Annotated in this window: 17 protein-coding genes; 4 read left to right on the top strand and 13 right to left on the bottom strand. The window is 74.3% G+C overall.

The genetic code is table 11. The features are described 5' to 3' along the window. Nucleotides 1–125: 125 nt before the first annotated feature. The 3 genes from QK440_RS26045 (at nucleotide 126) to QK440_RS26035 (ending at nucleotide 3,161) form a co-directional block, all read left to right on the top strand. Nucleotides 126–1,190, top strand: coding sequence for a GNAT family N-acetyltransferase (locus QK440_RS26045; RefSeq protein ID WP_282795645.1), 1,065 nt, complete (start codon nucleotides 126–128; stop codon nucleotides 1,188–1,190). 144 nt (nucleotides 1,191–1,334) lie between these two features. Beyond that, the gene (locus QK440_RS26040; RefSeq protein WP_282795644.1) at nucleotides 1,335–2,189 is read left to right on the top strand and encodes a transglutaminase-like domain-containing protein; all 855 of its coding nucleotides are present in this window, start codon (nucleotides 1,335–1,337) and stop codon (nucleotides 2,187–2,189) included. A 72-nt stretch (nucleotides 2,190–2,261) separates the two neighbouring features. Continuing rightward, nucleotides 2,262–3,161, top strand: coding sequence for a transglutaminase-like domain-containing protein (locus QK440_RS26035; RefSeq protein ID WP_282795643.1), 900 nt, complete (start codon nucleotides 2,262–2,264; stop codon nucleotides 3,159–3,161). Nucleotides 3,162–3,172: 11 nt separating this feature from the next. On the opposite strand, the gene QK440_RS26030 is transcribed toward QK440_RS26035, so the two are convergent. The 8 genes from QK440_RS26030 to QK440_RS25995 form a co-directional block, all read right to left on the bottom strand. Then, a complete protein-coding gene (locus QK440_RS26030; protein ID WP_282795642.1) occupies nucleotides 3,173–3,808 on the bottom strand; it encodes a response regulator transcription factor in 636 nt (211 codons plus the stop codon). Between the two features lie 25 nt (nucleotides 3,809–3,833). Then, complete coding sequence (locus QK440_RS26025) at nucleotides 3,834–5,042, bottom strand: sensor histidine kinase (protein ID WP_282795657.1); 1,209 nt, start codon at nucleotides 5,040–5,042, stop codon at nucleotides 3,834–3,836. A 53-nt stretch (nucleotides 5,043–5,095) separates the two neighbouring features. Beyond that, nucleotides 5,096–6,019 (bottom strand): ABC transporter permease, encoded by a 924-nt coding sequence (locus QK440_RS26020; RefSeq protein ID WP_282795641.1) that lies wholly within the window; start codon nucleotides 6,017–6,019, stop codon nucleotides 5,096–5,098. After that, a complete protein-coding gene (locus QK440_RS26015; RefSeq protein WP_282795640.1) occupies nucleotides 6,016–6,951 on the bottom strand; it encodes an ABC transporter ATP-binding protein in 936 nt (311 codons plus the stop codon). The genes QK440_RS26020 and QK440_RS26015 overlap by 4 nt, the downstream gene beginning before the upstream one ends. 197 nt (nucleotides 6,952–7,148) lie before the next feature. Continuing rightward, nucleotides 7,149–9,221 carry a hypothetical protein gene (locus QK440_RS26010; RefSeq protein ID WP_282795639.1) on the bottom strand — a complete coding sequence of 691 codons (2,073 nt, stop codon included), beginning with the start codon at nucleotides 9,219–9,221 and terminating at the stop codon, nucleotides 7,149–7,151. A gap of 140 nt (nucleotides 9,222–9,361) precedes the next feature. Then, on the bottom strand, nucleotides 9,362–9,757 hold the full coding sequence (locus QK440_RS26005) for a DUF6113 family protein (protein ID WP_282795656.1): 396 nt from the start codon (nucleotides 9,755–9,757) through the stop codon (nucleotides 9,362–9,364). Between the two features lie 221 nt (nucleotides 9,758–9,978). Then, nucleotides 9,979–10,887: an N-acetyl-1-D-myo-inositol-2-amino-2-deoxy-alpha-D-glucopyranoside deacetylase gene (mshB, locus tag QK440_RS26000; protein ID WP_282795638.1), complete on the bottom strand. Its 909-nt coding sequence runs from the start codon at nucleotides 10,885–10,887 to the stop codon at nucleotides 9,979–9,981. Nucleotides 10,888–10,991: 104 nt separating this feature from the next. Then, complete coding sequence (locus QK440_RS25995) at nucleotides 10,992–11,186, bottom strand: hypothetical protein (protein ID WP_282795637.1); 195 nt, start codon at nucleotides 11,184–11,186, stop codon at nucleotides 10,992–10,994. A 170-nt stretch (nucleotides 11,187–11,356) separates the two neighbouring features. Here QK440_RS25995 and QK440_RS25990 point away from each other — a divergent pair, with 170 nt between their 5' ends. After that, on the top strand, nucleotides 11,357–13,543 hold the full coding sequence (locus QK440_RS25990; protein WP_282795636.1) for a prolyl oligopeptidase family serine peptidase: 2,187 nt from the start codon (nucleotides 11,357–11,359) through the stop codon (nucleotides 13,541–13,543). Between the two features lie 355 nt (nucleotides 13,544–13,898). On the opposite strand, the gene QK440_RS25985 is transcribed toward QK440_RS25990, so the two are convergent. The 5 genes from QK440_RS25985 to QK440_RS25965 form a co-directional block, all read right to left on the bottom strand. After that, on the bottom strand, nucleotides 13,899–14,921 hold the full coding sequence (locus QK440_RS25985) for a dipeptide ABC transporter ATP-binding protein (RefSeq protein WP_282795635.1): 1,023 nt from the start codon (nucleotides 14,919–14,921) through the stop codon (nucleotides 13,899–13,901). After that, nucleotides 14,914–15,957 carry an ABC transporter ATP-binding protein gene (locus tag QK440_RS25980; protein ID WP_282795634.1) on the bottom strand — a complete coding sequence of 348 codons (1,044 nt, stop codon included), beginning with the start codon at nucleotides 15,955–15,957 and terminating at the stop codon, nucleotides 14,914–14,916. Before QK440_RS25980 ends, QK440_RS25985 begins: the two co-directional genes overlap by 8 nt. A gap of 5 nt (nucleotides 15,958–15,962) precedes the next feature. Continuing rightward, complete coding sequence (locus QK440_RS25975) at nucleotides 15,963–16,937, bottom strand: ABC transporter permease (protein WP_282795633.1); 975 nt, start codon at nucleotides 16,935–16,937, stop codon at nucleotides 15,963–15,965. Further along, on the bottom strand, nucleotides 16,930–17,853 hold the full coding sequence (locus tag QK440_RS25970; protein ID WP_282795632.1) for an ABC transporter permease: 924 nt from the start codon (nucleotides 17,851–17,853) through the stop codon (nucleotides 16,930–16,932). Before QK440_RS25970 ends, QK440_RS25975 begins: the two co-directional genes overlap by 8 nt. A gap of 70 nt (nucleotides 17,854–17,923) precedes the next feature. Then, on the bottom strand, nucleotides 17,924–19,546 hold the full coding sequence (locus tag QK440_RS25965) for an ABC transporter substrate-binding protein (protein ID WP_282795631.1): 1,623 nt from the start codon (nucleotides 19,544–19,546) through the stop codon (nucleotides 17,924–17,926). Nucleotides 19,547–19,755 lie beyond the last annotated feature (209 nt).

Below are 19,755 nucleotides of genomic sequence, written 5' to 3'. Positions count from 1 at the left end.
TACGGGCGTTGGCGGGCCGTCCTCAGGCTCCGCTCGCCTGGCGCGCGGGAGCGCGGCGTCGTCGATGCCCGCACCTAGTATCTCCGTTCCCGGGCATGATCCGAACAGGAGGGGCGTAGAGAGCTGTGGAATTCACCGCGGGCGGACGGCTTGAGGTCCGCATCACCCCTGCTGACGTGGGGAAACGCGTCTCCGTCCGACGCCTGAGCGAGGGTGGAGCGTCCCGCGGCGCGTTCACCGACACGGTGGGCGTTCTCACATCGTGGAACGACGGTGTGGTGGTGATCACACGCCGGGACGGGCGGAGCGTCCGCATCGCGGAGCACACCCTCGTCGCGGGCAAGGTCGTACCGGCGGCCCCCGCGCGCCGGCGGGGGCCCGCGGCGACGTTCGCGGAGCTGACGCGGGCCGCCGCGCGCGCCTGGCCGCCGGTGGAGCGCGAGCCGCTCGGCGACTGGGAACTGCGGTCCGCCGCCGGGCCGGTGGCGCCCGCGGCGGCTGCGGGCCAGGACGCCGCCGGGCGGCGGGCGGGCTTCACGCGGCGCGCCAACTCCGTGCTGCCGCTGGGCGATCCCGGACGGCCGCTGGACGACGCGCTGACGTACGCGCGCCGTTGGTACGCGGAGCGCGGCCTGCCCGCGTACGTGCAGACCGCGACCGGCGCCGAGGGCACGCAGGAACGTCTGTGCGCGGACCTGGAAGAGCGCGGCTGGGTGCGGGAGGTGACGGCCGAGCTGCGGATCGGCGCGCTCGCCCCGGTCGGCGACCTGGCGGCGGACACCGGGCGCGTGGCGCTGTCCCGGGACGTCGACGAGGCGTGGCTGCGCCGCTACGGGCGCACCGGGGAGCCGGGCCCGCACGTGGTGCGGGTGCTGACGGGCGGGCCCTCGGTGTGGTTCGCTGCCGTGCCCGGCGACGGGGGCGTGCCCGCCGCCGTCGGGCGGTGCGTGGTCGACGGCCGCTGGGCCGGGTTCATGGCGGTGGAGGTGGACCCGGACGCCCGGCGGCGAGGCCTGGCCACGGCCGTGATGGCGGCGCTCGCGCGGCGCGCGCTCGACGAGGGCGCGTCGGCGGCGTGGCTCCAGGTGGAGGAGGACAACGACGCGGCGCGGGCGCTGTACACGGGGATGGGATTCACCGTCCACCACCGTTATCACCACTACAGGGAGCCTCACCGACCGGACGCCTGAGCGGGCGGACGCCGCCGGGCACGGGCGCCCGGTGGCGTCCGCATCCGGCGGCGTCGACGCGTACGACGAAGACAGCACGGGAACCAGCACCCCGGCACCACCCCTCGGCCCGGCCGGGCCCACACAGAAACGACAGAGGCACGGATGCGCGCACAGCCCGCGAAGTCCAGTGAATGGCGGCGCAGGTTCGCCGACGAGGCCAGGTCCGAGCGGCCCGACCTGTCCTTGCTGTGCCTGCTGCTGAGCGGGGAGGCGGACCCGCAGCTCGACGAGGCGGGCATCGACGCGGCGCAGATCGAGCTGGACACGCTGGCCGGGCAGCTCCCCTACCGGCCCGGCGGGCCCGCGCAGTGGGCGGCCGCGGTGTCCGAGCTGCTCGGCGGGCGGCACGGCTTCCACGGCACGGCCACCGACTACCAGCGCCTGGAGTCCTCGCTGCTGCACGAGGTGCTGCGGCGCCGGCGCGGCCTGCCGATCCTGCTGTCGGTGGTGTGGATCGAGGTGGCCCGGCGGGCGGGCGCCCCCGTCCACGGCGTCGCCCTGCCCGGGCACTTCGTCGTCGGCTTCGGCGACCCGGAGGCGTACGGCACGGCGGAGCAGGTGCTCGCCGACCCGTTCAACGGCGGGCGGCTGCTCAGCGGCGAGGACGCCGCGCAGCTCGTGGCGCAGACCTCGGGCGGCAAGCTCAACCCGTCCCTGCTGGCGGCCGCCGACCCGCTGAACATCATGCTCCGCATCCTGAACAACATCCGCGCCTGGGCCGCCGCCCGCTCCGAGCGCTCCCATGTGGCGCTGTGGGCCCTGGAGCTGTCGCTGCTGCTGCCGGCGCACCCGGCGCGGCTGCGCTACGAGCGGGCCCAGCTGCTCGTCGAGCGCGGGGACTTCCTGGAGGGGGCGCGCGGGCTCGACGAGTACGCGGACGTCGTCGAGTCCATCGAGCCCACGACCGCGGAGCGGGTCCGGCTCCAGGCGCGGGCGGCCCGGGCCAAGCTCAACTGAGCCCCCCGGGGGCGTTCCGCCCGGCCGCACGGGCGCGGGCTTGGGGAGCCTCCGGGCGGGCAACACCGTCGTATGCATCCCCGACCCGCCCGGCACACCCGCTGGCGCCGGGCCTTCGCGGACGAGGCCAGGGCCGAGCGGCCGGACCTCGCGCTGCTGTGCCTGCTGATCGGCACGGAGGCGGACCCCGCGCTCGACGAGCGCGGGATGGCGGCGGTGCGGCGCCGGCTCGACCTACTCGCGCGGCACCTGCCCCGCAGCCCGGGCGGCCCGCGCGCGTGGGCCGCGGAACTCGGTGACCTGCTCGGCGGGCGGTGCGGGTTCGCCGGCCGCCCCGGTGACTACGACCGCCTGGAGTCGGCCCTGCTGCACCGGGTGGTGCGGCGGGGACGGGGCCTGCCGATCCTGCTGTCGGTGGTGTGGATCGAGGTGGCCCGGCGGGCGGGCGCCCCCGTCTACGGCGTCGCCCTGCCCGGCCACTTCGTCGTCGGCTTCGGCAGCCCGGACGCGTACGCGGGCCGGGGGTGCGGCCCGTACGACACCTGCGGCGCCCCGCGGGCGTGCGAGGAGGCGGTCCTGGCCGATCCGTTCGCCGGAGGGCGCCTACTGAGCTGTACGGACGCGCGGATGCTCGTCGCGGGCGCCACCGGGGCACCACTGGAACCGGCGATGCTGCGGCCCGCCGGTCCGTGCGACATCGTCCTGCGGGTCCTGAACAGCATCCGGGCCTGGGCCGCCGCCCGGCCCGAGCGCACGGACGTGGCCCTGTGGGCGGTCGACCTCGCGCTGCTGCTGCCCGCGCCCGCGGACCGGCTGCGCTACGACCGGGCCCGGCTCCTGGTCGAGCGCGGGGACTTCCGCGCCGGCGCCGCCGACCTCGACGCCTACGCCGACGCGCTGGCCGCCAGCGACGAGGCGGGCGCGGAGCGGGTGCGGCTCCAGGCGCGGGCGGCCCGGGCGCGGCTCAACTGAGCGCTCCGGCCCTACAGCCAGCCCTTGTCGCGGGCCACCTTGACGGCCTCGGCCCGGTTGCGGGCCGCGAGCTTCTGGATGGCCGTGGAGAGGTAGTTGCGGACGGTGCCCTGGGACAGGTGCAGGGCGGCGGCCAGCTCGGCGTTGGTGGCGCCGTCGGCCGCGGCGCGCAGGATCTCGCGCTCGCGGCCGGTCAGCGGGTTCGCACCCTCGGCGAGGGCGGCCGCCGCGAGCGTGGGGTCGATGACGCGCTCGCCCGCCAGGACCCGGCGTACGGCGTCGGCGAGTTCGGCGGCGGGCGCGTCCTTCACCAGGAAGGCGACGGCCCCGGCCTCCATGGCGCTGCGCAGGTAGCCGGGGCGGCCGAAGGTGGTGAGCACGACGACCTTCACGCCGGGCAGCTCGGCGCGCAGCTCCGCCGCCGCCTCGATGCCCGTGCAGCCGGGCATCTCGATGTCCAGGAGCGCCACGTCCACGGCGTGGGCGCGGGCGGCGGCGAGGACCTCGTCGCCGCGCGCGGCCTGGGCGACGACCTCGATGTCCGGCTCCAGGCCGAGCAGCGCCGCGAGCGCCTCGCGGACCATGGACTGGTCCTCGGCGAGCAGCACGCGCACGGGACGGCCGGGGCCGGGCGTGTCGCCGGTCATGCGGGGGTTCCTGGAGCGCCGGTGGTCATGCGGGTGATCCTAGAGCGGGCGAGGCGGTGCCCCGCTCCCGGGCGGGCTCGGGGCCGAGCGGGACGCGCGCGGTGAGCCGGAAGCCGCCGCCGCCCCCGCCGGCGCGGGCGCGGCCGGCGGCGCGGCGGCCGGAGGCCACCTCCAGGACCCCGCCGACGGCCTCCAGGCGCTCGGTGAGCCCGGTGAGGCCGTTGCCGTGGCCGAAGCCGGGGGCGGGGCCCACGCCGTCGTCCTCCACGGCCAGTTCGAGCACGGGCCCGGCGAGGGTCTGGCGGCGGTGGAGCGTCACCGCGCAGTGGTCCGCCCCGCTGTGCCGTACGACGTTCGTGACGGCCTCGCGCAGCGCCCAGGCGAGCGCGGCCTCCCGCTCCTCGTCCGGCGCCGCGCCCTCGGGCACCTCCAGGGGGACGGTGGCCTCGATGCCCGCGGCGGTCAGCGCGGTGCGGGCGCCCGCGAGCTGCCCGGGCAGGGTGAGCCTGCGGTAGCCGGTGACGGCCGCCCGGACGTCGACCATGGCCTGGCGGCTGACCCGCTCGATGTCGGCGACCTGCTGGGCGGCCCGGTCCGGGTGGTCGGGCAGCATCCGCCCGGCGAGCTCGCTCTTCAGGGTGATGAGCGAGAGCGAGTGGCCGAGCAGGTCGTGCAGGTCCCGGGCGAGGCGCAGCCGCTCCTCGTTGGCGGCGAGCTGGGCGACCGTCGCGCGGGCCTGGCCGAGCTGGATCGTGGTGCGGACGAGGTGGCGTACGCCGGTCATGGCGAAGCCGATCAGGAAGGTGGTCACGCCGAGGCCGCCGGCCAGGCCCAGGAGGTCCGCACCCTGGACGCCGACGCCGATCGCGAGCATCAGCGCGGTGACGGCGGGGAGCACCCAGACCGCCTGCCGCATCGGCAGGACGGCGCCCGCGGACACCGACACGTACACCCACAGGCCGAGCCAGGCGGGGTCCATGCCGACGGACAGGGCCGTCGCGAGGGCCACAAGCGCGCCGAGCGTGGCGTGCACCCGGGGCCAGTGCAGCACCCGCGCCGTGTACCGGAAGACCAGCGTCAGGTAGCAGCCGACGAAGGCGGCCAGGCCCAGCCAGCCGAGCGCGGTCGCGACCCCGGACCGGCCCCCGCCGAGCAGGTCCCGCACGGGCGCGGCCATGAAGACCAGCCAGATGCCGATCCAGCCCATCTTCACCCGGGCCTGACGGCGGGTCATGACCGGGTTGCCGAAGGTGTGCAGGGGGTGGCGGCCGGAGTCCAGAGGATCGTTCACGCCTTCAGTGTGTCCTTCCGGTACAGCCAGGCGGCGCCCGCGGCGAAGAGCGCGAAGTACGCGACGAGCAGCACGACGTCCTTGGTGTGCGGGGCGCCGCCGAGCTCGATGGCGCGGCCGAGCCCGGCGTAGGCGTGGGTGGGCAGCCACTCGCCGAGGGTCTGGAGCCAGTGCGGGAAGGTCGTGGCGGGCATCCACAGGCCGCCCAGGACCGACAGGGTGAAGTACAGGATCATCGCGAGGGGCCGGGCCGTGTCGCCGTTCGCGAGGTAGCCGACGGCCACGCCGAGCGCGGCGAAGCACAGGCTGCCGGCCCAGATCGCGCCGGTCAGCGCGAGCCACTGCCAGGCGTCGAGGCGGACGCCCTTGACGAGGCCGCCGATGGCGAGGACCACGAGGATCGACGGCAGGCTGATCACGGCCGCGCTCGCCGTCTTGGCGAGGACGTAGCCGCGGCCCGGCAGGCTGGTCAGGCGGAGCTGGCGGACCCAGCCGCTCTCGCGCTCCTTGGCGATGCGCTCGCTGTTGCCCATCAGGACGGCGGTGAGCGCGCCGAACGACGCCATCGACACCATCATGAACGCGGGCACGCTCAGACCGCTGCCCGGCACCGTGACGTCGTTGCCCTCCCCGCCCGCGGTGATCAGGAACAGCAGCGCCGGGAACAGCACCGAGAAGAACAGGAACTTCCGGTTGCGCAGGGTGCGCCTGATCTCCAGCGTGACGAGGGCGAGGGAGGGCAGGCCCGCCGCGGCGCCCCGCCCGGCGGGCCGCGCGCCCGGCACTGTGGTCGTGGTCGTGTGCGGCATCGTGTCCGTCTGCGGCGTCATGCTCGTGTGCGGCGTCATGCTCGTGTGCCTCGTCATCGTCGTCGTGGCCGTGATCCCGGTCGTGTCTTCGTGGGCGGGGGTGGTGGTCATGCCGCCTTCGCCTCCTCGGCCGCGGTGATCGCGACGAAGGCCTGCTCCAGGCCGAGGCCCGCGACCTCCAGGTTGCGGGGGTAGAGGCCGAGCCCGTACAGCGCGTGGACGGTGGCGTCGGCGTCGGTGGACTGGAGCCGGACGGTGTGGCCGGACACGTCCAGCGCGGTGACGCACGGCAGCCGGCGCAGCCCGGCGACGACTTCGTCCCCGGTCCGCAGGTGGTCCAGGTCGAAGCTGACCTTGCGGGCGCCCGCCCGGGCCTTGATCTCGGCGGCGGTGCCGTCGGCGAGGAGGCGGCCGCGGTGCAGCACCAGGACGCGGTCGGCGATCGCGTCGGCCTCCTCCAGGTAGTGCGTAGCGAACAGCACCGCGCGGCCCTGGTCCGCCTGCTCCCGCATGGTCGCCCAGAAGGCCTGGCGGGCGCTGACGTCCATGCCGGTCGTGGGCTCGTCCAGGACGATGAGGTCGTTGGCCCCGGCGGTGGCGAGCGCGAACCGGACGCGCTGCTCCTGGCCGCCGGAGAGCTTGTTGACCCGGCGGTCGGCGAGCTGCGTGATGCCCGCGTGGGCGAGGACGTCGTGCACGCGGTACGGGCGCGGGTGCAGCGCGCAGGCCAGGCGCACCAGTTCGCGTACGGAGACCTCGTCCATGAGGCCGCCGCTCTGCAGCATCGCCCCGACGCGGCCCGCGGCGATCGCCTCGCGCGGGCTCGCGCCGAACACGCCGACCGTGCCGCTGTCGGGTCGCTTGAGGCCGAGCAGCAGGTCGAGGGTGGTCGACTTGCCCGCGCCGTTCGGGCCGAGCAGGGCCACCGTCTCACCGGGCCGCAGGGTCAGGCTGAGGCCGTCGACGGCCCGTACGTTCCCGTAGGCCTTGGTCACCGCGTCGAACCGCACGGCGTCCGCCGTGGTGGTCTCTGTCGTCGTCATGTGCACCATCGTTGCTGGTCAGGGCGGTGTGACGACAGTGTCGGGTGTGGTGACATCCGCATGACAGATGTCATGGCGGCGGGGTGACGGACCACCCGGGGACGGCCTCGGCGGCACCGCCGGGGCGCGGACGAAGGCGCCGGGCGGGTCCGGGTGATCCCGGAACCGCCCGGCGCCCGTGCCGGGGACGGACCGCGTCAGTCGGCGTTCGTCTCGATCACGGCGGTGCGCTCGGCGGTCGTCTTGCCGCGCAGCGCCTTGCCCATGGCCTGGGCCACGTCCGTCGGCTGGACCGGCGTCTTGTCGCCGTTGCCGCGCTGGATCAGGACGCCGTCGAAGATGTTGCCGTAGAGCTGCTTGAGCGCTTCGAGGTCGTACGTCTCGACGAGCTTGCCGCCGCTGACGACCTTCACGCCGAGGATCTGCGGCAGCGACCTGGCCGGGCCGAGCGGGATCGACCGGCCGCCCGCCTTGACGACGACGTTGGCGGACATGGCGGGCTTGGCGAACTCCTTCATGAACCGGTCGACCTCGGCGTTGGAGACCTTCGGGCTGCGGTTCGTGACGGGCACGGCGACGCTGCCCGCGCTGCCGGTCTCGACCTGCTTCTCGTACGCCTTCGCGACCGCGTCCGTGGCCTTCTCGGCGTCGATGCCCTTGCCCGCCCTGCCGTACACGGGGACGGCCTTGCCGGGCACGAACTTGACCGAGCCCTCCTTGGCCGAGCCGGAGCCGCCCGCGGCGCGCTCCAGGGCGGCCGCCAGCTTCTCCTCGTCGACGGGCATCTCCGGCTCGACGACGCGTTCGCCGCCGAACAGGCCGCCGATCACCGACACGGGGTTGTAGTCGCTGCCCGCGGCGGCGCGGACCGTGGCCTGGCTGTCCAGGGTGAGGCCCGCCTGGTCCGGCTTGAGGGTGACCGTGTCACCGCCGACCGTGAGCTTGAGCGGCTTGTTGACGCGCTCGCCGAGCGCCGCGTCGAGCTTCTTGACGGCCTCGTCGCGGGTGCCGCCGCCGATGTCGACGCCGAGGACGGTGGTGCCCTTCGGTACGTCGGCGTGGTTCATCAGCAGGCCCGCGCCGTACGCGCCGCAGCCGAGGACCACGGCCACGCCGGCGAGCAGGACCAGCTTGTTGCGGCCCTTCTTCTTGGGCGCCGGGGCCGGCTTGGCGGCCGGCTTCGCGGGCTCGGGCGGCTTGGGCGCCGCCGGCTCGTCCCGGGAGGCACCCGGCGCGAACGGGGTGTTCTGCGCGGGCGGCACGACCGGGATGCCGCTGGTCAGGGTGTCACCCGAGACGTTGGCACCGGGGCCGCCGGGACCGCCGGGGGCGGGCGGGCGGGTGCCGCCGGGGCCGGGGCGGTTCTGCGGCGTGAGGATGGCGGTGTCGTCGCTGAGACGCCCGGGGCCACCGGGACCGCCGGGACCCGCCGGATCACCGGGGCCACCCGGGCCGCCCGGGCCACCGAATCCGCCGGGGGCGCCCGCGCCGCCGGGACCGCCGGGGCCACCCGCGAACGGGCCGGGCCCGTCCTGCGGTGCGGGCGTCATCATCGGCCCGTCGCCGGTCACCGGACCGCCGGTGGGCCCGGCGGGCTGGTCGCCGCCCTGGCCGTAGTACGGCAGGTCGTCGTGGCGCGGCTCGTCGCCGGAGCCGAGCGGCCCGGAGGCCACGGCGGCGGACACGTCGAAGGCGCCCGAACCGGAGTCGCCCGAACCGGTGCCCGAAGAGGGAGCCGGGGCGGAAGGAGTGGACGGGCCCTTGGCCGGGCTCCTGCGCGGCGCGAACCAGTCGCTCGCCGGCTCCTTGCCGTCGTCGCCGGAGGCCGGGCCCTGGGCGCCGTTCGCCGCCGCGCGCGGCCCGTCGGCGGGCGCGGACCCACCGGCCGTCGGGGCGCCGGGGGCCGGGGCCGAGGGCGTGCGCGTGGGCAGGGGCGAGGCCTTGCCCAGGAGGCCGCCCGTACCGGCCCCCGTGTCGTCCTGCCCCTGCGGTTCCGTGCCTCTGTCCCCGTCGCCGTCCCCGACCGGCGTGCGCATCACGACGGGCGGGATGGGCCGCGATCCGGGGATGTTGATCCGGATACGGGTGGTCAGCGTGGTCTCGGTCTTCGGTTCGTCGGGCCGTCGGTCGCCGGACCCGAGCCCGGCGCCGTCCGCTCCGCCGGGACCGGCGCCCTGCGCGGGCGAACCGTACGGCGGCGTCCCCGACGGGTACGCGGCTCCCGCGCGCCCGTGAGGACCGGAGGACGAACTGTCAGTTTCACGACTCAAGGCAGGTTCTCCTGGTTGGCTCCGCCGCCCGTCTCGACCACTCGGGCGGCTCGGCGGCGCGCACCACCATACTGGCCGCCGTCGGCGGGTATCCCCTGACCGGTGTCAAACCCCGGCGGGACACGGGCCCAAGTGGTACGTCACTTGCCAAGTCGGGCGTTGTACCCACCTGGTTGCGACTGCTGCCAGAGCGTGGCACACATCACAGCCACGCCCATACCACCGAGCAGGTAGGCGTACGAGCCGAGTCCGGCCCCGAACACGAAGTCGCCCTCCGGGCGGGTCGCCGTCAGCAGCATGACGGCGACGAGCCATCCGGCGGCGGGCGCGACGGCCCCGGCCCGGTTGCCGGTGGCTCTGGAACCGCCGTGGAAGGCACCGGCCGCCCCGGCCAGGGCGAGCAGCAGGCCGCCCGGGAACCAGCCGCCCTGGACGAGGGCGCCCGCGACGCCGACGACCGCGCCGACCAGGAACAGCCCGACGTACGCCACCAGGCGGCCGGGGCGGAACGGCTGCGCGAGCCAGCCCCCGGGCACGGCGGCGCCGGCGGCGGCCTTGGCGGAACCGGCCCCCTTCGCCGAGGCGGCGGGCGACGCGGACGTCGCGGCCTTCGCGGACGTGGCCGACGCGGCGGCCTTCGGCGACTTCGCAGCCTTCGGGGACCCCGCAGACTTCGAAGACCCCGCGGACTTCTCGGCCTTCGCGGCCTTCGCGGGCTCGGGGGACTCCGCGGACGACGAGGCTCTGGATCGCGTGCTCACTGGTGCGTCCCTTCCAGGCCGAGGCCCGCGAACAGGTCGGTCTCGCGCGCTCCGGGCGCGGCGCCCGACGCGCCGCGCACCAGCTCGTAGTACTCGACGTCGAGGATCGGCTGGGCCAGCCCGTTGGACAGCGCGAACAGCGGCTCGCGCACCTCGATCTGGGTGGCGTGGGCCCGCATGGCCGCGGCCTTGGCGCCCGCGCGGGCGCGCCCGTCGATCTCCGTGGTGACGCGCGCGTCGTCGACGACGCCCGGTACGTCGGCCACGGTCGCGGTCGCCGTCCACGGCGAGCCGGGCAGGGCGCCGGCGAGGTCGCGGAAGCGCTCCTCGGCGACCGAGCGCGGCACGCGGTTCCAGTAGACCTTGGCGACCGCGTGCGGCTCGCCCAGGTCGGCGCGGAAGGCGGCTTCGCCGGCGAGGTCGACGGCGCGCATGGCGACGCGGTGGGCCTGGATGTGGTCGGGGTGGCCGTAGCCGCCGTCGGGGTCGTAGGTGACGAGCACCTGCGGGCGCACCTCGCGGATCACCTCGACGAGGTGCGCGGCGGCGCCGTCCACGTCGGCGGCCCAGAAGGCGCCGGGCCGGTGGTTCTGCTCGGCGCCCATCATCCCGGAGTCGCGGTAGCGCCCGGTGCCGCCCAGGAAGCGGTGGTCGGCGACGCCCAGCTCCTTCATGGCGGCGGCCAGTTCGCCGATGCGGTGCGCGCCGAGCGCGTCCTCGCGGTCGGCGGCGAGGTGCGCGAGCTCCGCCGGGATGACCTCGCCCTCCTCGCCGAGCGTGCAGGTCACCAGCGTGACGGCGGCGCCGTCGGCCGCGTACGCGGCCATGGTGGCGCCGTTGTTGATCGACTCGTCGTCGGGGTGCGCGTGCACGAGCAGCAGGCGCCGGGCGGGCGGTTCCGTCATGGGAACAGCCTACGAGCCCGGCGCACCCGCTCCGCGCGCGTACCGCGCGCCCGCCCCCGTGGCGCCGGCCGGGGCCGGTGGCACGGGGGCGGGCAGCGGGGCGCCTAGAACCTGATGTCCTCGATGACTCCCGCCAGGTTCGTCGACAACTCGTCGATGGTCGGAGCCATCGACGAGCCGGCCAGGTAGAACCCGAGCAGGACGCAGACGATCGCGTGGATCGTCTTGAGCCCCTGCTTCCGCACCAGCATGACCACGATGATGGCCAGCAGCAGCACCACCGAGACCGAGAGCACCACGCCGGTTCACCTCCCACTTCCGAGCCGCACCCCATGCCTTGCCGGCGGTGTCCTACCCACCCGTGCCGCCAAGGTCATACCCACCACGCGCTACGGATCATAACTATCCGTGGAATGGCATGAGTCGAAGCACCGAAACACAGGGGGCGCATCCCGCCTAGGCTCAAAGGATGACCACCGAAATCACCGGCAACGGCGAGCAGCCGGCCCCCGCGGACCCCTCGGACGGCGCGGCGCGGCGGCCGTCCTTCCCCCGCCTCCACGCCCGTACGCAGCGCTTCACCCTGGGCACGCCGCGCGCGTTCACCGTCGCGCCCGACGGCTCCCGTGTCGTCTTCGTCCGCTCCGCGTCCGGTACGGACCGTACGCACCAGTTGTGGGTCCTCGACATCCCGGCGGACGGGACAGCCGTGGAGCGCGTCGCCGCCGACCCGCGGGCGCTGCTGGGCGAGGGCGAGGAGCGGCTCTCCGCCGCCGAGCGGGCCCGGCGCGAGCGCAGCCGCGAGGGCGGCGCCGGGGTCGTCGGCTACGCCACCGACGCGGCGGTGGAGCTGGCGGCCTTCGCGCTCTCGGGCCGGCTGTTCGCCGCGGAGCTGCGCGCGGGCACGGCCCGTGAGCTGCCGGTGCCCGCGCCGGTGATCGACCCGCGCCCGTCGCCGGACGGCCGCCACATCGCGTACGTCTCCGGGGGCGCGCTGCGCGTCGTGGGGGCCGAGGGCGAGGGCGACCGGGCCCTGGCCGAGCCCGAGGCGGGGACCGTGACGTACGGGCTCGCGGAGTTCATCGCGGCCGAGGAGATGTCCCGCTCCCGGGGCTTCTGGTGGTCGCCGGAGTCCGACCGCCTGCTGGTGGCGCGGGTCGACGACGCGCCCGTGCGGCGCTGGTGGATCGCCGACCCCGCGCACCCGGAGCGGGAGCCGGAGCAGGTCGCGTACCCGGCGGCGGGCACGCCCAACGCGGAGGTGCGGCTCTTCGTCCTCGGCCTGGACGGGACGCGCACCGAGGTCGTCTGGGACCGCGAGCGCTACCCGTACCTGGCCCGTGTGCACTGGACGGCGAGCGGGGCGCCGCTGCTGCTCGTGCAGTCCCGGGACCAGCGCGGCGCGCTGTACCTGGCCGTGGACCCGGACGCCGGCACGACCCGGATGGTGCACGCCGACGAGGACGAGGACTGGCTGGAACTGTTCCCCGGTGTGCCGTGCTGGTCGCCCAGCGGACAGCTCGTGCGGATCGCGGACGAGGGCGGCGCGCGGGTCCTCGCGGTCGGCGAACGCCCGCTCACGGGGCCGCACCTGCACGTCCGGGCCGTGCTCGACGTGACCGACGACTCGGTCCTGATCTCGGCGTCCGCGGGCGCGGAGGCCGCCGACCCGGCGCTGGGCGAGGTGCACGTCTACCGCGTCAACGAGCTCGGCGTGGAACGGGTGTCGCAGGAGCCTGGGGTGCACTCGGCGGTGCGGGCCGGTGAGGTGACGGTGCTGGTTTCGGCCACGCTCGACCGCGCCGGTTCCCGTGTCCGGGTCCTGCGCGACGGCAAGCAGACGGCGACCGTCGCCTCCCACGCCGAGCAGCCGGGGCTCACCCCGCGCGTGACGCTCACCGAAGGGGGCGCACGGCGCATCCCGTGCGCCGTGCTGCTTCCCACCGGGTACGACCCGGCCTCCGGGGTTCGCCTCCCCGTCCTCCTCGACCCGTACGGCGGCCCGCACGCCCAGCGCGTCCTCGCCTCGCGGAACGCCTTCCTCACCTCCCAGTGGTTCGCCGACCAGGGCTTCGCGGTCGTCGTCGCCGACGGGCGCGGCACGCCGGGCCGCTCCCCCGCCTGGGAGAAGGCGATCAAGGGCGATCTGACGCGGACCCTCGACGACCAGGTGGAGGCGCTGGGCGCCCTCGCCGAGCGCTTCCCGCTCGACCTGGACCGCGTGGCCATCCGCGGCTGGTCGTTCGGCGGCTACCTCTCGGCGATGGCGGTGCTGCGCCGCCCCGACGTGTTCCACGCGGCGGTGGTCGGGGCGCCGGTGACGGACCTGCGGCTGTACGACACCCACTACCAGGAGCGGTACCTGGGCGACCCGCGCACCGCGCCCGAGGCCTACCGCACCAGCTCCCTCGTCGCCGACGACGGGCTCGTCGACCCGGCCGAGCCGCACCGGCCGATGCTCGTCATCCACGGCCTCGCCGACGACAACGTGGTCGTCGCGCACTCCCTGCGCCTGTCCTCCGCCCTCCTCGCGGCGGGCCGCCCGCACGAGGTGCTGCCCCTCTCCGGCGTCACCCACATGACCCCTCAGGAACAGGTGGCGGAAAACCTCCTCCTGCTCCAGGTCGACTTCCTCAACCGCGCCCTGAACCTGTAACCCCGCCCCCCACCCACCCTCAATCGGCCTCCGGCCTCGTCCTCAATCGCCGGACGGGCTGGATGCGTCCCACGTCCCGCCGTCGTCACCTATCGGTGCGTTCCCCACCCACCCGCCCTTCCATCGGCCTTGCGGCCTCGTCCTCAAACGCCGGACGGGCTGGAAGCGTCCGCCGCGCGCCGTCGTCGGCTGGCGGGCACCCGACGACGGCGAGAAGAGAGGTATCAGCCCGTCCGGCGATTGAGGACGAGGCGCGGAGCGCCGATACGGGGGAAAGGGGCGGAGCCCCAGACGAGACGGGTGGGGCCCGGGGACGCCCGGCCCCCGGTGCAGCCGGTGCCTTGACCCGCGCGGGTCAAGGCACCACGTGTCGCTCCTCGGCGAAGTGGCAGGCCGAGTCATGCGCCACCGGCCCCGACATCAGCCGGAACTCCGCCGGAACGGCCAGCGCGGGCACCTCCAGCGCACACCGCTCCCGAGCCTTCCAGCACCGCGTACGGAACCGGCACCCCGAGGGCGGGTTCGCCGGAGAGGGCACGTCCCCGCTGAGGACGATGCGCTCCCGGCGCTCCCGCGCCCCGGGGTCCGGCACGGGCACGGCGGAGAGCAGGGCCTGGGTGTAGGGGTGCGTGGGGTGCTCGTAGATCTCCTCCTCCGTGCCGGTCTCGACGATCCGGCCGAGGTACATGACCCCGACCCGGTCGGAGATGTGCCGCACGATCGACAGGTCGTGGGCGATGAACACGTACGACAGGTCGAACTCGCTCTGCAGCCGCTCCAGGAGGTTCACGACCTGCGCCTGGACGGAGACGTCGAGGGCCGAGACGGGTTCGTCGGCGACGATGACCTCCGGCCGCAGCGCGAGCCCGCGGGCGATGCCGATGCGCTGCCGCTGCCCGCCGGAGAACTGGTGCGGGTAGCGGTTGACGTACTCGGGGTTCAGGCCGACCACGTCGAGGAGCTCCTGGACCTTCTGGCGCCGGGAGCCCTTCGGCGCGACCTCGGGGTGGATCTCGTAGGGCTCGCCGACGATGTCGCCGACGGTCATCCGGGGGTTGAGGGACGTGTACGGGTCCTGGAAGACCATCTGGATGTTGCGGCGGACCGCCCGCAGGGCGCGGCCGGACAGCTTCGTGACGTCCTCGCCCTTGAAGCGGATCACGCCCGCCGTGGGCCGCTCCAGGTTCACCAGGAGCTTGGCGACGGTGGACTTGCCGCAGCCGGACTCCCCGACGATGCCGAGGGTCTCGCCGCGGCCGAGGTCGAAGTCCACGCCGTCGACGGCCCTGACGGCACCGACCTGCTTCTTCAGCACGACGCCCCGCGTGAGCGGGTAGTGCTTGACGAGGCCCCGCACCTCCAGGATGGGCTCAGCCACGGAGGCACTCCTTCCAGAAGTGGCAGGCGCTGCGCCGCTCCCCCGCGAGCCCCTCGTACGTGACGCGGTCGAGCGGCGGCACCTCCGTGCGGCACACGTCGCGGGCCATCGGGCAGCGCGGGTGGAAGGCGCAGCCGGGCGGGACGCGCAGGAGGCTGGGCGGCAGGCCCTTGATGGCGTACAGGTCCTTGCCCCTCTGGTCGAGCCGCGGGATGGAGGCGAGGAGGCCGCGGGTGTAGGGGTGGGCGGGGGCCCGGTACAGCTCGTGGACGGGGGCCTTCTCCACGATGCGGCCCGCGTACATGACGGCGATGGTGTCGGCGACGTCCGCGACGACGCCGAGGTCGTGGGTGATGAGGATCAGGCCCATCCGCAGTTCCCGCTGCAGTTCGGCGAGCAGCTCCATGACCTGGGCCTGGACGGTGACGTCGAGCGCGGTCGTCGGCTCGTCCGCGATGATCAGCGCCGGTTCCAGCGCCATCGCCATCGCGATCATGATGCGCTGGCGCATCCCGCCGCTGAACTGGTGCGGGTACTGCCCGGCGCGCTCCCGGGCGGCGGGGATGCGGACCCGGTCCATCAGCTCCACGGCCCGGGCGCGGGCGTCCTTGCGCGACATGCCCCGGTGCACGACGAACATCTCGCCGAGCTGGTCGCCGACGCTGAGCACCGGGTTCAGCGAGCTGAGCGCGTCCTGGAAGATCATGGCGAGGCCCGCGCCGCGGACCTTGCGCCGCTCCTCCTCCTTGAGCTTCAGCAGGTCCCGGCCCTGGAAGAGGATCTCGCCGCGGGTGACGCGGCCCGGCGGCGTCTCCAGGATGCCCATGATCGCCTGGGCGGTGACCGACTTGCCGGAGCCCGACTCGCCGAGCACGGCGAGCGTCTCGCCCGCCGTGACGCTGTAGTCGACGCCGTTGACGGCCCGGGCGACGCCGTCCCGGGTGCGGAACTCCACGTGCAGGTCGCGCACGTCGAGCAGCGGGGCCGCCGGGGCGGGCGCCGGGGCCGGGGATGCCGGGGACAGCGGGGTTGCCATGGCGCCTACCTCAGCTTGGGGTCGAGGGCGTCGCGCACCGCGTCGCCGAGCATGATGAACGCGAGCACGGTGACCGCGAGGGCCCCCGCGGGCCACAGCAGCATGTGCGGGGCGTTGCGGATGTACGGGGACGCGGCGGACAGGTCGATGCCCCAGCTCACGGTGGGCGGCTTCAGCCCGACGCCGAGGTAGGACAGCGTGGCCTCCAGGGCGATGTACGTGCCGAGCGCGATGGTGGCGACGACGATGACGGGCGCGACGGCGTTGGGCGCGATGTGGCGCAGCAGGATCCGCGGGGAGGACGCGCCGAGCGCGCGGGCCGCCTGGACGTAGTCGTTCTGCTTGGCCGTGATGACCGAGCCGCGGGCGATCCGGGAGATCTGCGGCCAGCCGAGCAGCACCATGAAGCCGATGACGGGCCAGACGGTGTCGGACGTGACGACGGACAGGAGCACCAGGCCGCCGAGGACGACCGGGATGGCGAAGAAGACGTCCGTGACCCGGGACAGGATCGCGTCCCAGGCGCCGCCGAAGAACCCGGCGAGCCCGCCGAGGACGCTGCCGAGGACGCCGACGCCGAGGGTGGCGCAGACCCCGACGGTGACGGAGGCGCGGGCGCCGTACACGGTGCGGGTGTAGACGTCGCAGCCCTGGCCGTCGAAGCCGAAGGGGTGGCCGGGCGAGGAGCCGTCCTGGGCGCGGGCGAGGTCGCAGTCGTGCGGGTCGCCGGTGGCGATCGCGGAGGGCCACAGGGAGATGACGACCAGGAAGAGGATGATCAGCGCCGAGACGATGAAGACCGGGTTGCGGCGCAGGTCGTGCCAGGCGTCGGACCACAGGCTGCGGGCGGGCGCGGCGGAGCCGTCCGGGCCGGCGGGGCCGCCGGCGGTGACCGCGGCCGCCTCGTCGGCGGCGAGGTCCATCGCCCCGCCCGCGCCGGTCCCGGCGACGGCCCCGTCCTGCTCGTGCGGGTCAGGCATAGCGGATCCTCGGGTCGAGTACGGCGTACAGGAGGTCGACGACGAGATTGGCGGCCAGGAAGACCAGGACGAGCACGGTCACGAAGCCGACGACGGTCTGGGTGCTCTGGCGCAGGATGCCCTGGTAGAGCTGGTAGCCGACGCCGTGGATGTTGAAGATCCGCTCGGTGACGATCGCCCCGCCCATGAGCGCGCCCACGTCGGTGCCGATGAAGGTGACGACGGGGATGAGGGAGTTGCGCAGCAGGTGCCGGGTGATCACGCGGCGCCGGGGCAGGCCCTTGGCGACGGCGGTGCGGACGTAGTCGGCGCGGCGGTTCTCGGCGATGGAGGTGCGGGTGAGCCGGGTGACGTAGGCGAGGGAGACGGAGGCGAGCACGAGCCCGGGCACGATCAGCTCGTCCACGGTGGCCCGCGGGGAGACGGAGGGCTTGATGACGTTCCACTCGACGCCGAGCAGCAGTTGGAGCAGCAGGCCGGTGACGAACGTCGGGACGGAGATGACGACGAGGGTGAGCAGCAGCACCGTCGTGTCGACGGGCCTGCCGCGGCGCAGGCCCGTCAGCACGCCGAGGGTGATCCCGATGACGATCTCGAAGGCGACGGCGACGAGCGTGAGCCGGATGGTGACGGGGAACGCGCTCGCCATCAGCTCGGTGACCTTCTGCCCGTTGAACGCCGTCCCGAAGTCGCCGGTGAAGACGTTCCCCATGTACGTCGCGTACTGCTGCCACACGGGCTTGTCGAGGCCGAACTCCCGCTTCAGGCGGGCAGCCGTCGCGGGGTCGCACCTGCGGTCGCCGCACAGGCCCGCGACGGGGTCGCCCATCACGTGCACCATCAGGAAGATCAGCAGCGTGGCGCCGAAGAAGACCGGGATCATCTGCAGCAGACGCCGGATCACATAACGCCCCATGGGCTGGCTCCGGAGGGTAGGGAAGCGGCCGCCCGGGCGCTCGTCCGGGCCGGGGGCCGCCCCGCGTGGCTCAGTTGACCTTGATCTGCTCGTAGACGGGCACGCTGAACTGGTTGAGCGCGACGTCCGAGACCCGGTCCGAGTAGCCGGCGCTGCCGTTCTGGTACCAGAGCGGGATGGCGGGCATGTCCTCGGCGAGGATCTTCTCGGCGTCCTGGAACTTCCGGACGGCCTTCGCGGTGTCCGTCTCGCCGTTGGCCTCGTTGACGAGCCTGTCGAACCGCTCGTCGGAGTACTTGCCGTCGTTGGACGGGGCGTCGGTGAAGTAGTTCGGCTCCAGGAAGTTCTGGATCAGCGGGTAGTCCATCTGCCAGCCCGCGCGCCAGGGGCCGTCCAGCTTCTGCTGGGAGGCCCGGCTGCGGAAGTCGGCGAAGGTGCCGATGGGGTTGCCGGTGCAGGACCGGTCGTTGCCGAGGGCCCGGTTGATGGAGTTGCAGACGGCGTCCACCCACTCCTTGTGGGAGCCGGTGTCGGCGTTGTACGAGATCTTCAGGGTGCCCCCGGGGATGCCGCCGCCCTCCCGGACGAGCTTCCTGGCCTGCTGCGGGTCGTAGCCGCAGGCGTCGCCGCAGACGCTGTCGCTGTAGCCGCCGTCCTCGCCGAGCACGGGCGAGGTCCAGTCCTTGGCGGGCGTCCGCGTCTTCCGGAAGATCGTGTTGGTGATCTGCTCCCGGTCGATGGCCATGGCGAGGCCCCGGCGGACCTTCTCGGCGCCCGGCCTGGTCCACGCGCGGTCGTAGAAGGGGAAGGCGAGCGTCTGGATGATGCCGGCGGGGGTGTTGATGTAGCGGTCGCCGAGGTCGCTCTCGACGTTCTTGAGCTGGGCGGCGGGCACGTCGTCGACGAGGTCGAGGTTGCCGGCCATGAGGTCGGTGTAGGCGGTGTTGTTGTCCGTGTAGACGTTCAGGTCCACGCCGCCGTTCTGCGCCTTGTCCTCCCCCTTGTACCCGTCCCACTTCCGCAGCTCCATCGTGGAGCCCTTGCGGTACGACCGCACGGCGTACGGGCCGTTGCCGACGGGCTTGGCCAGCCAGCCCGCGCGGTCGTCGAAGAAGGCCTTGGGCAGCGGCGCGAAGGCCGGGTAGCCGAGGGTCTCGGGCCAGGTGGAGAACTTCTGCGTGAGCCTGACGGTGAAGGTCCGCGCGTCGACGACCTTCAGCCCCGACAGGGTGTCGGCGGTGGCGTCGCCCTGCTCCGGGTGGACCTTGTCGTAGCCCTCGATGTAGGCGAAGAAGTAGGCGTTCTTCTGGTTGTTCCTGAGGTGCGCCCCGTAGTTCCACGCGTCCACGAACGACTTCGCGGTGACGGGCTCGCCGTTGCCGAACGTCCACCCGTCCTTGATCTTCACGGAGAAGTTCCGCGAGTCCTTCGACTCGATCGACTCCGCGAGCATGTCCTTGGCCTCGCCGGTCTTCGGGTCGTACCGCTTCAGCCCCCGGAAGATCATGTCGAGGACCTTGCCGCCCTGCACCTCGTTGGTGTTGGCCGGCTCCAGCGGATTCTGCGGGTCCCCCCAGGAGGACCGCACCACCCCGGAGCCGTCACCGCCGCCGCTCCCCCCGCCGCAGCCCGCTGCCGCGACAGCGACAGCCACCGCGCCCACGGCCCACCTGGCGTGCGTGGCTCCACGCATGGGGTGCCTCCTCACCTGCTCGGCGCGCCTGGTGCGCGTGATACCGCCCAATATCGCGCCACAGGGGACAAGCGGCACATCGAGCCCGGCCGTACGAGGGAGGCCTCCCCTGGCGGGGGCGCCGCGCGGTCCCGGCCGGTGTGAGCGGGGGTGGCCGGTCTTCGTCGGGGTGGGAGGGGCGGGGCGTGACAGGGGTGGGGGGTGCTGCC

The sequence above is a fragment of the Streptomyces sp. CC224B genome (assembly GCF_030010595.1).
In the GTDB taxonomy this organism is placed as follows: Bacteria; Actinomycetota; Actinomycetes; order Streptomycetales; family Streptomycetaceae; genus Streptomyces; species Streptomyces longispororuber.
Note: the sequence above shows the minus strand (reverse complement) of the source record. Positions and strands in the feature narration are given on the sequence as shown.